This is a genomic window from Chitinophaga sp. 01L420 (assembly GCF_056399985.1).
In genome coordinates this window covers 23799-36002 of record NZ_JBFTSK010000040.1, presented here as the reverse complement: position 1 = coordinate 36002, position 12204 = coordinate 23799, and the positions used below count along the sequence as shown (strand labels likewise).

Below are 12204 nucleotides of genomic sequence, written 5' to 3'. Positions count from 1 at the left end.
AACCCGTAAGGATGAGTGCAATTAATCTCATAATGATCGCTTTAAGGGCATTGCAGCGGAATAAACTCCGCGCATTCCTGACCATGCTGGGCATCATCATTGGTGTGGCCGCGGTGATTGCTATGGTGGCAATAGGAGAGGGCTCCAAGCAAAGCATTCAATCACAGCTGGGTAATATGGGATCTAACATGATCACGATTTTGCCCAGTAGTAATGTGTCCGGCGGGGTAAGAATAGGTGGCACCAGTTTTCAGTCGCTAACCATCGTAGATGTATTGGCCATACAGAAAAATGCGGAATATGTAAATGGCGTATCGCCGGTTGCCTCTACCAAAGGACAGGCGATTTTCGGCGCACTGAACTGGCCTACAACGCTGCAGGGCGTGGCACCTTCTTATTTTGACATCCGTAAACTTACGGTCAGTGATGGTATTAGTTTCTCCGATGCAGATGTGGCTACGGCCGCCAAGGTATGTTTATTGGGACAAACCGTGATCAACAACCTGTTTCCCAGTGGTGAAAGCCCGGTAGGAAAAGTTATCCGGCTGAACTCTATTCCCTTACAGGTAATAGGCACATTGGCGCCTAAAGGACAAAGCTCCTTCGGACAGGATCAGGATGATATCATTCTTACACCATATACCACAGTACAAAAGCGTATCCTGGCCACTATTTATTTTCAGAGTATTTATGCCTCAGCGGTAAGCGAAGGTGCATCTGAAGCTGCGACAAATGAAATTATAGATATCCTGAGAACCACGCACCGGCTGCGGCCAAGCGATGAAAATAATTTCCAGGTAAGAACCATGGAAGAGTTGATTAAGACACTGAGTTCTACCAGCAGCCTGCTAACCATCCTGTTAACCGCTATTGCCGGTATTTCCCTCGTTATAGGAGGTATCGGTATCATGAATATCATGTATGTATCAGTAACAGAACGTACCCGCGAAATAGGCTTGCGGATGTCTATCGGCGCACGTGGAATTGATATCTTACTGCAGTTCCTCGTAGAGGCGATTATCATCAGTATTACCGGCGGCTTAATAGGTGTGGCATTGGGTATTACTTCTGCCAAAGTAATTACGCTGACGTTGGGCTGGCCTACTATGGTATCTGAATCTTCTATTATCCTGTCTTTTGTGGTATGTGCGTTTACAGGTGTGTTTTTTGGATATTATCCGGCGCAGGCCGCATCCAGACTGGATCCTATTGAGGCATTACGGTATGAGTAATGACCATTTGTCTACTGATTACAATCACAAAGCGTAGCGATTCCTTCAGCTATCCATGTGCGGAAAGCACTTTCTTTTTCAAATTGTAAAAGGTTCAATGGTTTCCCGGTGATATCTTCCAGGGAAAAGCCGTCTGCATGTGTTTCTACGGCCTGCCGGGTAGCGATTTCCTGTTCCCCGGAAGTGGCGCCGAGTATTTTTCTGAATTCAAATACTACACTGTCTGAAGTATCGTTGGCGTGGATCACCGCCACAATAAACTCGTATTCCCCGAATTGTTGCAGTGCAGTGATGGTGCGGGTATTTATTTTGTAGCAGGTGCCTGGTGTGAGTTGCATAAGCGGATGTTTAACGATGATATGAATATACGGAACAATTACTATCTTGTAAACATGGAATTAACCTCTCTTCGAATGTTGTTAAACCCTGTAACAACTGCAGATATCGCTGCTATACACCGGCTGCATAGTATGCCGGAAACGGATGAATATAATACGTTGGGTATCCCTGCATCGGTGGATGTTACCACTGCCGTGGTACATGGATGGTTGAGTGATGCGGATCAAAAAGTATGGCGTATAACGTTAAAGGATACACGGGAATTTATTGGCTTGATTGCGATGAAGTTTAAAGCCGCTCGTTTTAGGAGTGCGGAAGTATCGTACAAGATCGATGCAACCTATTGGGGCAAAGGTTTGGCCACTGAGGCGGTGGAAGTATTGCTGCAGTATGCTTTTAATAATTTGCAACTGCATCGGGTAGAGGCTGGTTGTGCGGTAGATAACGTAGGTTCAGCGCGGGTGTTGGAGAAAGTGGGTATGCAACGGGAAGGCTGTAAGCGCAAGGTATTGCCCATCAGGGGCAATTGGATAGATGGTTTTACATATGCTATACTGGAAGAAGATTATAAGCAACAAAAAGGCCGGTAGGTTTCCCTGTTCCGGCCTTTTGTATATTATTCTGATGGAAAAATTAGTCTTTCTTCTTATCATGTATTTGTGATTTCTTCAGATACACTTTCTTTCCCTTTCCGTTCACAATATATTTCTGATCTTTCTTATTGATGTAAACGGTTTCACCGTTTGGACCTTCCTTGTCTTTGTACACTTTATCCGTTACTGCGGAGGCGCCTTTTACAGCAATAGAAGCGGTTTTATTGCCTATTTTTTTGGCGGTACTGTCAATGCCCTGAGCAAATGTATGTTGGCCAGCCAGGGAAATAACTGCACCAAGGGCGGCAGCAAATAAGAATTTTGAGATATGCATTGGAGTTTTCATGTTGTTACTTTTAATGTTTAATAAAATGATTGCCTGTTTGTAGGTTAATTTCAACAATAATGCCATATCATTTGTTCTATGACAGCCAGTTTTTTACAAATATAATTTTTGCTGTATTGGCGTGGCAGACCGGGGATTTTCCCCCCATGGGATCCATTTTATTTTCGTATATTCATGTCCGGTAACCCAATACCTGTGAAGTCAACGATTAAAGGTCTGTATCTATCTGTTCCTACACCTTGCGAGGAGAATTGGACTCAAATAACCTGCACTGCGGCCGGAAGGCACTGTAGTAGCTGTGAAAAACGGTAGTTGATCTCTCCTTAATTATCCGATGCTGAAATTTTTGCTGTTATTAATAACAGTGAGGGGAATGTTTGTGGCAGACTTTCCGATGATCAGCCGTATAGAAAAGTGACGCCTGCGATAGCAGCGCGTTGCCAGTTTGTGTCCGCTATAATGATCACAACAGGACTGGGAGTGGTATTGCAACTTCAGGCCATGCGAAAAAAAAGAATTAATGTGTGTGGAAATGGGGGCTACTCCCGCATCATCTGTTGGAAGTGCATCAGCCGTTGATATCACCTTCACCTGAAATCCGCAACCTGCCTGAAATAGGAGTAGCGGGAGTATCTTAACATGTTAACAGAACCATAGCAATGAAGTCAAAACAAGCATTGTACCTGTCTCTTCCCACTCCGTGTGACCAAAGCTGGAATGAAATGCGGCCTGTATCGGGCGGCAGGCATTGCAGCAGTTGCAGCAAAACCATCATAGATTTTTCTTTATTAACAGATGTGGAAATCTTTGCGGCCATTCACAACAGTAAGGGGACTGTTTGTGGAAGGTTTTCTGATGACCAGTTGAATAGAAGTATTACAATGCCTGTACCACCGCGGCATTCATTTGTTCCTGCTATGATTATGACTGCAGGTTTGGCAGTTGGTATCGCAACAGCAAGCCATGCTGAAACGAGAGGACTGGAACAAATTGAAATGAACATAGTGCCAACGCCTTTGGCCGATACCAGCATTGAGGCTAGATCTTATGGTTTACCAGAAGTAGTGGTGGTCGCATATGGGATTAAGAAACGCACATATACTGCTGGTGTGGTATGCGTGACGACTAAGGAGATTAAACCGCTGGTCCAACCCCTGGCTGCCCAACCGATTACTTCCAAGGAGGAGTCCGTGCCAGGAAATAAGAAAAGGAAAAAACGATTCCTTTTTTTCTAATGAATAAAGATTCGCGTCCGGCAGCCACGCGATCATTCACTTTTTCTATATAACGCGCAAATAAAAAACCTCCCAGGCTGCCCGTAGCCCGGAAGGTTTTACCCGTATGTGTCTGCCATATAGTTGACAGTTCTTCCTTCTGATATTAATTACCCCAGAAAATATCTTCCTGCTGTATATCCGCAGCATATATCTTAGCGGCGATGATTTTGCCGTCTCTCACCGTATATACGTCTACGTTATCGGTGTGTAATTCTGCGCCTGGCCTGCTGGCTTTCCAGGTAAGTACTACAGAAGCCTGGTCGCCGTTTACTGCAATGGTTTTAATATCAGCGAGGGACATGGTATTCTGTGATACTTCAAACATACCACCTACCATCTGGAATACTTCCCCACTGGACTTTTTAGTGCCGGAGAAACGGTTGCTGCCTGGCTGATCCCAGTTGATTTCAGGGTGTAATAAGGCGCCTAATTTTTCGAGGTTTACCTGTTGAACTGCGTTTACAAATTCAGTAACTACCTGTAATGTTTGCTTTTCCATTTTTATAAATTTTTAGTTTGTTGATAAATTGATAATGCAAAGCTACTCCGGCGTACTCCTTTATCATTTACCTTAACACGACAATTACTTACCATTTAACGACAACCTGTTTTTTGTAAACAGGGAGATGAATATCTTTATAGTATGAAACAGCTGGTATTAAGTATGATTGCTTATGCGGTGCAGCGGGATGTAGATGCCACACAGTTATGTAAACTGGCAGGCATTGATTTGACAGCACTGAAACGGAAAAATGCGGCGCCGGTAACCGCGCAGCAATTGCAGGACCTGTGGTTAAATGCCAGCAGGCTCACCAATGATCCCCTGTTTGGGCTTCATTTTGGGGAAGCGCTGCAGCCGGCAGCTTTGGGTACGGTAGGAGAGATTATACAAAGCAGTGCCACCGCCGGAGATGCATTAACGCATGCGGCAGCCCTCACTCACCTGGTAACAGACGAGTGCCGGATAGAAATACAACGCTCCGCCAAAACATTTACCGTGAAACTGTTGCCGGCAACTGACTATGGTGCTACACCCCCTTATGCTTTCCGGCAACTGATAGATTTACTCCTGGTGCTGGTTATCCATGAACTGGATGGATTGCTGCTGGAAAAAATTGTTCCGCAGGCAGTACGTTTGGCCTATACGGTTCCTGATCCGGTGGAGTATGAACGTGTTTTTCGTTGCAAGTCCTCAAAACGGGCGGGAGAGTATGTGCTGGTATTTGATATCAAATATTGGGATGAACCGCTTTTAACGGCTAATTATGAATTACAGAGCCTACTATTGCAAAAGGTAAGCAGTATGTCCCAGCCTGCGGCTCAGCCGCAAACACTGCAAATAAGGATTTACAACTATCTCCTGGCCAATTCTTACCTGGGAGTTTCCTCACTGAACGATATGGCTGCCAACTTCAATATCAGCCCACGCAGTTTGCAGCGGAAACTGAAGGAAGAAGGAGTGAAGTATCAGGATATTGCAGATGCTGTAAGGCGTTCATTAGCGGTGTATTATATATCTTCCGGTAATTATCCTTTGAAAGATATTTCGTGGATGCTTGGTTATAATGAGTTGAGTGCGTTTACAAGAGCATTTAAGCGGTGGACGGGTAGTACACCAGTCAATTATCAGTCGTTGTAGTTCAGGAAGGTATCTTTGTGTACAATGCCCCATTTCTTCACAAAAATATATTCTCCTTTTTCGAGGGCGGTGATGTAGTCCTGCAGCCATTCTTCAAAGGAACCGGCTTCAATAACGCGGTGACCGTCGTCATGCCATAGTGTAATGATCTGCCCACGTTTCCCTTCGGGAGCCGGGTCAAGGTCTATACAAAGGTGATTGCCGAAGCCATCGCTGGTAAATGGTATCCACAAAGGATTCCACCAGTCGTTTTTGATGCCGGTGTCTGGTGCGGCAAGAATAGGTTCATCATGCCAGGTAAAATTGCCGGCGTCCAGTTGGTCTTTCCAGTGTTGCCATTGTACAATAATGTCTTCTACTCCCAATAGCTGATCTGCATCTACCAGTCCTGCCCTGGCTTTCTGTTGTCCGTTGTGTATGGAATAAAATGCTTTGAAAGAGGCCGGCAGGGCCGTTCCTATTAGTTTTTCAAGTGACTCCACCGCCTCAAAGGTAACGCCGGGATGAAGGATGTTGAGCAGTCTTGGGGCATGCTGTTGCATCCAATTCTCCCATCTGGTCCAATATTGCTGCATATGGTATGGGTTTTAACGACTATAAAGATGTGAAATTTTATCTATAATTTTATTCATTCTTCGCAGATGTTTTTTATAAGGTAATTATCAATAATTTTGTAGCTCTTGAAAAGAGTACAACATCATTAAAAGTAAATAACTCCTTTATGGTACAGTTACCTAAATTTCTGATTGCAGACGATCCTGTAACAGATCCGGAAAATGAATATATTTTTCATACCGAAAAACCCCGCTTCTTCGCCAAACGTGTAGAAGAAGATGAAGAAACTGCCTACATCGATATCGTTCACGAAATTGATAATGTAGAAGAGTTCTATAAAAACACACCGGAGAAGAAACAGGAACTGCTGGAACAGCTGGAAGAATGGTACTTCTCTTACATGGAGTGGCTGGAAGATGACGGTGAGGAAGAAGAGGACGAAGAATAGTAACAACGAAGGAATTATAAAAAAGCGTCCGTCTACAACGGGCGCTTTTTTATGTCCGGCTTAGTTTATCGCCGCTTGTAACTCTTTCCTGTAGGCAGACGGATTTACGCCCTTGTATTTTTTAAACATCCTGTTAAGATGACTTTCGTCTGTAAAGCCCAGCTCATCAGCAATTTCTCCCACCCGCATGCTGCTGTACTGCAGCCTTGTTTCTACCAGCTTTAACTTATACTGCGTAATATATTGTTGTAAGCTATCGCCATTATTACGCTTAAAATACTCACTTAGATAAGTAGGCGAAATGTTAAAATCAGATGCAATCTGCTCTGCGCGCAGCTTCTCTGGTGAATAGATATTTTCGTGTATATAATGCAGTATATTCAGGGAGGCTTCGTGCTTCGTAGGATGTTTGGGCTGTTCCGGCATCTGCAGTAATATATTCCTGGCAATGACCATGATCATGGTATTCACGATCTGTTGGGCCATTTCCCGGTGATACGGCTGCTGATTGACCAGCTCCCGGGTCAACGCTTCCACCAGCGATTTTACCAGGGGCTTATCGTTTTTGTTTTTTAAGATGCAGCCCGGCATATGATTGTGATTCTGGAAAATGAACTCCAGTTGCTGTATCCATTCTTTTTGCTGATTCTTAAGGTAGATGTTATTGAAGCGGATGAAGAAGAATTTCGTGCTTTCCTTTACATCAAAAGAGTGACAGTCCTGCGGCATTACCAGGAACAGTTTACCCGGACTGTAAGGCAGCTGGTTTTTGTTAACACACTGTATGCCACTGCCTTCCACAATGTACACGAGTTCAAAAAAGTTATGCTTATGAGGATCAATCGGGCATTCAGAACATTCCCGGTATTCAATCTCAAAAGGCTGATATAAGTTCTCTTGTAGCATACCCGCAAAAATACAGAATGATCCTAAAATTGTACAATTTTATTTGCCAGGTTCCTATTGATCTTTGCTATATAAACTCATACAAATGGAAAATAATGCGATTGTATTCTTTTTGCTCCGCCTGACAGTAGCCGCCAGTATGTTTGGCCACGGTTTGGTAAGGCTCCCCAAACTAAACGGCTTCAGTGGCTGGATGGTAAAAAGCTTTGAAAAATCCATGCTGCCCAATCTGCTGGTAGTTCCCTTCAGCTATGTATTACCCATTGCGGAATTCATCATCGGTTTATTGCTCCTGCTGGGCTTATTTACCCGTGGTTCTCTCATAGGTGGCAGTGTAGTCATGATAGTGCTGATATTCGGTACTGCTATGATTGAAAACTGGGAAGCAATACCTACTCAGCTCATTCATGCTGTCTTTTTCGCCGGACTACTGGCTTTTATTCAATATAACACCATCGCTGTTGATCATCTCATAAAAAAATAATGGCTACAAGAAAAGAATTCCTGAAAACAGCCGGCCTCGTTGGATTGGCCGGCATGGTAAGTCCGGGCGCTGTCATTGCACAGCCTGACCATCGTCCTGCATCGAAATCTGGCCCTGGCTGGGCAGATGGCTCTCGTCTCGTAGTGTCGGTATCTATGCAGTTTGAAGCCGGCGGACAACCGGAAGAACGCCCGGAAAGCCCTTTCCCGCAAAATATGCACAAGGGATACAAAGACCTGCCCGCGAACACCTGGTATGAATACGGTTACAAGGAAGGTATACCACGTATGCTCGATAACTGGGATAAACACGGCATCAAAGTTACCTCACATATGGTAGGCAGCGCAGTAGAAAAGAACCCTGCCCTGGCTAAAGAAATTGTGCAGCGTGGTCATGAGGCGGCCGCACATGGCCGCGACTGGTCATCGCAATATATGATGCCGTATGAAGAAGAAAAGCAATTCATACAGGAAGGTATGGAAGCTGTGAGAAAGGCCACCGGCGTTACTCCTGTAGGCTACAATGCCAACTGGATGCGCCGTAGCGAAAATACCCTCACCATACTCCAGGAGCTGGGATTTCTGTATCATATCGATGACCTGAGCCGCGATGAGCCCTTTATCACAAAAGTGAATAACATTGATTTTGCAGTAGTGCCCTACACGCTGCGCTGCAATGATATTCAACTGGTCGCCGGACAATGGTTTTCTACTGATCAGTTTCTGCAACAGGTAAAGATGGAATTTGACCAGCTGTATGAAGAATCTGCCCGGCGCCGGCGCATGATGTCTATTAGTTTTCATGATCGCATAGGAGGTACCCCTCAGCTGGTGAAGGCCACCAGTGAGCTGTTTGCCTATATGAAACAACATCCGGGCGTAGTATTCAAACGAAAAGACGACATCGCAAAAATGGCATTGACTGATAAACATACCATCAGAGAGTAAATAAAAAGACAGGCAACGGGCCTGTCTTTTTATTTTGCAATGAATATTGTATTATTTTGTTGCCACGACACATATGCTATGAACGTATTTAAAACACAACCCGAAGGCTTTGCTGTTATCAGAAAACAAGCCTTGCTCAGATTTGCACCGGTGATGTTGTTCGGGGTAATCGTTGTACTGGCCGCAAATTTCAGATCGGCAGCAGCCGGCTTTGATATGGAAACCCTCTTAATCACCTTCCCGGTCATGCTGCTTGCTGTGGTAATAGGTATTTCCAGAGGGATGAAGCGGAGAAGAAAATTATTCGATAGCTTCTCTATTGAAGTGAATGAAGACACTGTTATCAGAACCCAGGACGATACACCCGAGCTGGCGTTGAACCGCCTGGAAATTTCCAGCATCAGTAAAGACCATACTGGCGTGATCACTATCAGGGGAATGGACCAGTACGACGTGATCCAGATCCCCGCCGGCATGGAACGGGCAGATGAACTGGAAGCAGCGCTTTTGCGTATCATGCCTTTCTCAGAAGGAGAGCAGCGCTCACTGCTGGAACGTTTTGGCTGGATCACCGGTGTACTCGCTATCTTATTGATGGTGGTGATCAGATTTGTAGAAAATAAGATAGTAGTCATAATAAGTGGTGTATTGCTCATTGTACTGCTCATCTGGGGTTTTATAATAGGGTATCGTAACAAAAACGTCCCTGAGCGCTACAAACGCAGTATCTGGATCGCATTGCTGTTGATTGCAGCGGTGATCATGGCCATACTTATGAAGCTGGGATGGGTAAACGATTTTTGGGAGATGAATGCTTAACTTAACATTCCGGAAACTATACAAGCATGAGGAAACCTACACATCGGCCGGAAGAGAAAGTGATATTTAACAACCTGCTGGATCAGTACATCTATCAGGGGCTGCCTACTGAAAGCATTGATGCTAAAACGGATTTTACCATCCATAACCTCAAAGCTATTCACGAAGAACTGCCTTATACCTCTATTGTATACAGAACCAATTTCTTTTCTTTTGTTTTTGTGAAAGATGCCATCGGCAGGTATACTACCGATGAGCAGGTCTTTAACACATCTCCTGGTACTATTTACTTTACTAATCCGGGGCATTTCAAATCATTCGAATGGCAGCAGATTGAAGACGTACACCTGATTACCTTAAGTGAGTCCTTCCTGAAAGAAAATGTGCATCCGAAAATATTTGAAGAATTCCCTTTCCTGCTGGCGGAAACGGTACCACCCAGGGTATTGAAGCCGGGAGTGTTCGCGGAATTTGAGCAATTATACGGGCAGATAGAGAAGGAGTATTTGTCTACTTCTCCCTATAGAACACGGATGATAGGGAACCTGTTTGTAGTACTACTGCTTAAAATAAAAGAATATTTCTGGGAAGATTATAACCCTATCTATGAAGGTAACCGCAGCTCCCAGATTGTAAAAACATTCAAAAGAACGCTGGAGCAGCACTACCGTGACCTGGTAAACGGAAAAGCCGAAAAGGTATACCGGGTGCAGGACTACGCCGATGCACAACACCTCCATCCCAACTACCTGAGTAATGTAATCAAAAGCAAAACAGGTAAGCCCATAGGTACCTGGATAGCTGAAAAAACTATTGCCGAAGCCAAATCCCTGCTGCAAAACTCTACTGCCTCCATTAAGCAAATCGCCTCACAGCTGGGCTTTACGGAGGCTACCCACTTCAGCAACTACTTCAAGAAACAAACCGATATTTCCCCCGTTTTATTCAGAAAACAACACGGCAACACCACATCTTAGATATTTGTAACTAATAGTGTAATTCTTATACTTTTTGGCTCCGCGAATATTTCACCTTTGTTCTATCATTTAAAACAAAGAAATATGAGCACTTTAAAAGATAAGATTATCCTGGTAACTGGTTCTTCCAGGGGCATTGGCGCTACTATCGCCCGTCAACTGTCTGCTGCCGGCGCCGCCGTAATTGTTAACTATGCCGGTGGCAAAGAAGCTGCTGAACAGGTAGTAAATGATATCAAACAACAGGGGGGAGAAGCCATTGCCATACAGGCAGATGTAAGCCGGGGAGAAGAAGTAAAAGCCTTGTTTGACGCCGCCATTGCGCATTATGGCCGTATCGATGTGCTGGTAAATAATGCTGGTATTATGATTAACAAATTAATCAAAGATACCACCGATGAAGACTTTACCCGTTAGTTCGATATCAATGTAATAGGTACATTTAACACCATGCGGGAAGCCGCTACCCGCCTGGCCGACAAAGGGAGTATCATCAACTTCTCTACTTCTGTAAATCGTATTATGCTGCCTACCTATGGTACTTATGTGGCTACCAAAGCAGCAGTAGAACAATTAACCCGCGTATTTTCCAAAGAAGTAGGAGCAAGAGGTATTAATGTTAACTCCGTTTCACCAGGGCCTACCAACACCGAATTATTTACCAATGGTAAATCAGAAGAAGTTATTGCCCGCCTGGCCTCCCTGTCCGCTTTTAATCGCATCGGTGAGCCGGACGATATCGCAAAAGTAGTGTTGTTCCTGGCCAGCGATGAGGCCAAATGGATCACCGCACAGAATATTGGCGCCAATGGTGGTATGGCCTGATAATAAGTACCACATCAGCAAACAAGTCTCTCTAAAAATTGTTAAAATCAGATCACATGAACAGTTTAAAAAGTAAAGTTGCCCTGGTAACAGGATCCGCCAGAGGATTGGGTAAGGCTATCGCAGAACGTTATGCCGCCTTAGGAGCAGATATCATTATCAACTACTCCCGTGATAAAGCTTCTGCGGATGAAGTAGTGAGTAATATAACAGCCATGGGTGTACGCGTTATTGCCGTGCAGGCAGATGTAAGTAAAGTGGCAGACCTGGAACATTTATTTGCCACCGCCAAAGAGGCTTTTGGTAAAATAGATATCGTGGTGGCCAATGCAGGCATTGAAATGGTAGAAGTACCTGTAACTGATTTTACAGAAGAACAATTCGATAAAGTATTTTCTATCAATACCAAAGGCACCTACTTTACTATGCAACAGGCGGCAAAGCATGTGGAAAACAATGGCCGGATCATTTACATCGCCTCCAGCACCACGTCTTTCCCTGTGCCCGGCATGGCCGTGTATGGTGGTAGTAAAACAACGCCCCGGTACCTGGTAGATATTTTATCAAAAGAAATCGGGCACAAAGGCATCACCGTGAATTCTATTATTCCGTTTGCAGTAAATCATTCCGGTATCTTTGTGGACCCGGCAGCTTATCCTGAACTGAGAAAACAACTGCTGGACAGCTGTCCTATGGGCAGACTCGCAGAAGTAGAAGATGTGGCCAACCTGGCAGAATTTTTTGCAAGTGATTTATCATCTTTTGTATCCGGTCAGCACCTGCTGGTAAATGGCGGCGCTACCAACTAAAATTCAAC

General features: G+C 44.5%; 15 protein-coding genes and 1 pseudogene. 11 read left to right on the top strand and 5 right to left on the bottom strand.

What is annotated here, in order from left to right; translation table 11 throughout:
• Positions 1-11: 11 nt before the first annotated feature.
• Positions 12-1232, top strand: coding sequence for an ABC transporter permease (locus AC1DP6_RS28120; protein ID WP_441576368.1), 1221 nt, complete (start codon positions 12-14; stop codon positions 1230-1232).
• A gap of 11 nt (positions 1233-1243) precedes the next feature.
• Here AC1DP6_RS28120 and AC1DP6_RS28115 read toward each other — a convergent pair whose 3' ends face one another.
• Positions 1244-1570: a hypothetical protein gene (locus AC1DP6_RS28115; RefSeq protein WP_477057845.1), complete on the bottom strand. Its 327-nt coding sequence runs from the start codon at positions 1568-1570 to the stop codon at positions 1244-1246.
• 75 nt (positions 1571-1645) lie between these two features.
• Between AC1DP6_RS28115 and AC1DP6_RS28110 the strand changes: the two genes are divergently transcribed.
• Positions 1646-2161, top strand: a complete 516-nt coding sequence (locus tag AC1DP6_RS28110; protein ID WP_477057844.1) for a GNAT family N-acetyltransferase — start codon at positions 1646-1648, stop codon at positions 2159-2161.
• Positions 2162-2204: 43 nt separating this feature from the next.
• Here the strand turns inward: AC1DP6_RS28110 and AC1DP6_RS28105 are convergent, their stop codons facing one another.
• The gene (locus AC1DP6_RS28105) at positions 2205-2510 is read right to left on the bottom strand and encodes a hypothetical protein (RefSeq protein WP_477057843.1); all 306 of its coding nucleotides are present in this window, start codon (positions 2508-2510) and stop codon (positions 2205-2207) included.
• A 659-nt stretch (positions 2511-3169) separates the two neighbouring features.
• Here AC1DP6_RS28105 and AC1DP6_RS28100 point away from each other — a divergent pair.
• The gene (locus AC1DP6_RS28100) at positions 3170-3745 is read left to right on the top strand and encodes a hypothetical protein (protein ID WP_477057842.1); all 576 of its coding nucleotides are present in this window, start codon (positions 3170-3172) and stop codon (positions 3743-3745) included.
• 145 nt (positions 3746-3890) lie between these two features.
• Here the strand turns inward: AC1DP6_RS28100 and AC1DP6_RS28095 are convergent, their stop codons facing one another.
• Positions 3891-4286, bottom strand: coding sequence for a nuclear transport factor 2 family protein (locus AC1DP6_RS28095; RefSeq protein WP_477057841.1), 396 nt, complete (start codon positions 4284-4286; stop codon positions 3891-3893).
• Positions 4287-4430: 144 nt separating this feature from the next.
• Here AC1DP6_RS28095 and AC1DP6_RS28090 point away from each other — a divergent pair, with 144 nt between their 5' ends.
• A complete protein-coding gene (locus tag AC1DP6_RS28090; RefSeq protein WP_477057840.1) occupies positions 4431-5426 on the top strand; it encodes an AraC family transcriptional regulator in 996 nt (331 codons plus the stop codon).
• On the opposite strand, the gene AC1DP6_RS28085 is transcribed toward AC1DP6_RS28090, so the two are convergent.
• The gene (locus AC1DP6_RS28085; protein WP_477057839.1) at positions 5414-6001 is read right to left on the bottom strand and encodes an SMI1/KNR4 family protein; all 588 of its coding nucleotides are present in this window, start codon (positions 5999-6001) and stop codon (positions 5414-5416) included. The two genes, AC1DP6_RS28090 and AC1DP6_RS28085, sit on opposite strands and share 13 nt — an antisense overlap.
• A gap of 146 nt (positions 6002-6147) precedes the next feature.
• On the opposite strand from AC1DP6_RS28085, the gene AC1DP6_RS28080 reads away from it, so the two are divergent.
• Positions 6148-6429, top strand: coding sequence for a hypothetical protein (locus AC1DP6_RS28080; RefSeq protein WP_441576376.1), 282 nt, complete (start codon positions 6148-6150; stop codon positions 6427-6429).
• A 60-nt stretch (positions 6430-6489) separates the two neighbouring features.
• Here AC1DP6_RS28080 and AC1DP6_RS28075 read toward each other — a convergent pair whose 3' ends face one another.
• Positions 6490-7335: an AraC family transcriptional regulator gene (locus AC1DP6_RS28075; RefSeq protein ID WP_477057838.1), complete on the bottom strand. Its 846-nt coding sequence runs from the start codon at positions 7333-7335 to the stop codon at positions 6490-6492.
• An 85-nt stretch (positions 7336-7420) separates the two neighbouring features.
• Here AC1DP6_RS28075 and AC1DP6_RS28070 point away from each other — a divergent pair, with 85 nt between their 5' ends.
• The 6 genes and pseudogenes from AC1DP6_RS28070 (at position 7421) to AC1DP6_RS28045 (ending at position 12196) form a co-directional block, all read left to right on the top strand.
• On the top strand, positions 7421-7819 hold the full coding sequence (locus tag AC1DP6_RS28070) for a DoxX family membrane protein (RefSeq protein WP_477057837.1): 399 nt from the start codon (positions 7421-7423) through the stop codon (positions 7817-7819).
• Positions 7819-8766 carry a polysaccharide deacetylase family protein gene (locus tag AC1DP6_RS28065; RefSeq protein WP_477057836.1) on the top strand — a complete coding sequence of 316 codons (948 nt, stop codon included), beginning with the start codon at positions 7819-7821 and terminating at the stop codon, positions 8764-8766. Before AC1DP6_RS28070 ends, AC1DP6_RS28065 begins: the two co-directional genes overlap by 1 nt.
• Before the next feature lie 78 nt (positions 8767-8844).
• Positions 8845-9585, top strand: a complete 741-nt coding sequence (locus AC1DP6_RS28060; RefSeq protein ID WP_477057835.1) for a hypothetical protein — start codon at positions 8845-8847, stop codon at positions 9583-9585.
• 26 nt (positions 9586-9611) lie between these two features.
• Positions 9612-10562, top strand: a complete 951-nt coding sequence (locus AC1DP6_RS28055; RefSeq protein WP_477057834.1) for an AraC family transcriptional regulator — start codon at positions 9612-9614, stop codon at positions 10560-10562.
• Between the two features lie 84 nt (positions 10563-10646).
• A pseudogene (locus AC1DP6_RS28050) lies at positions 10647-11387 on the top strand (SDR family oxidoreductase).
• Positions 11388-11443: 56 nt separating this feature from the next.
• Entirely contained in the window at positions 11444-12196 is a 753-nt protein-coding gene (locus AC1DP6_RS28045; protein ID WP_477057833.1) for an SDR family oxidoreductase, read from the top strand.
• Positions 12197-12204 lie beyond the last annotated feature (8 nt).

Coding starts and splice junctions, on each gene's coding strand:
- AC1DP6_RS28120 (WP_441576368.1), top strand. CDS start 12: ATGAGTGCAATTAATCTCATAATGATCGCTTTAAGGGCATTGCAGCGG.
- AC1DP6_RS28115 (WP_477057845.1), bottom strand. CDS start 1,570: ATGCAACTCACACCAGGCACCTGCTACAAAATAAATACCCGCACCATC.
- AC1DP6_RS28110 (WP_477057844.1), top strand. CDS start 1,646: ATGTTGTTAAACCCTGTAACAACTGCAGATATCGCTGCTATACACCGG.
- AC1DP6_RS28105 (WP_477057843.1), bottom strand. CDS start 2,510: ATGAAAACTCCAATGCATATCTCAAAATTCTTATTTGCTGCCGCCCTT.
- AC1DP6_RS28100 (WP_477057842.1), top strand. CDS start 3,170: ATGAAGTCAAAACAAGCATTGTACCTGTCTCTTCCCACTCCGTGTGAC.
- AC1DP6_RS28095 (WP_477057841.1), bottom strand. CDS start 4,286: ATGGAAAAGCAAACATTACAGGTAGTTACTGAATTTGTAAACGCAGTT.
- AC1DP6_RS28090 (WP_477057840.1), top strand. CDS start 4,431: ATGAAACAGCTGGTATTAAGTATGATTGCTTATGCGGTGCAGCGGGAT.
- AC1DP6_RS28085 (WP_477057839.1), bottom strand. CDS start 6,001: ATGCAGCAATATTGGACCAGATGGGAGAATTGGATGCAACAGCATGCC.
- AC1DP6_RS28080 (WP_441576376.1), top strand. CDS start 6,148: ATGGTACAGTTACCTAAATTTCTGATTGCAGACGATCCTGTAACAGAT.
- AC1DP6_RS28075 (WP_477057838.1), bottom strand. CDS start 7,335: ATGCTACAAGAGAACTTATATCAGCCTTTTGAGATTGAATACCGGGAA.
- AC1DP6_RS28070 (WP_477057837.1), top strand. CDS start 7,421: ATGGAAAATAATGCGATTGTATTCTTTTTGCTCCGCCTGACAGTAGCC.
- AC1DP6_RS28065 (WP_477057836.1), top strand. CDS start 7,819: ATGGCTACAAGAAAAGAATTCCTGAAAACAGCCGGCCTCGTTGGATTG.
- AC1DP6_RS28060 (WP_477057835.1), top strand. CDS start 8,845: ATGAACGTATTTAAAACACAACCCGAAGGCTTTGCTGTTATCAGAAAA.
- AC1DP6_RS28055 (WP_477057834.1), top strand. CDS start 9,612: ATGAGGAAACCTACACATCGGCCGGAAGAGAAAGTGATATTTAACAAC.
- AC1DP6_RS28045 (WP_477057833.1), top strand. CDS start 11,444: ATGAACAGTTTAAAAAGTAAAGTTGCCCTGGTAACAGGATCCGCCAGA.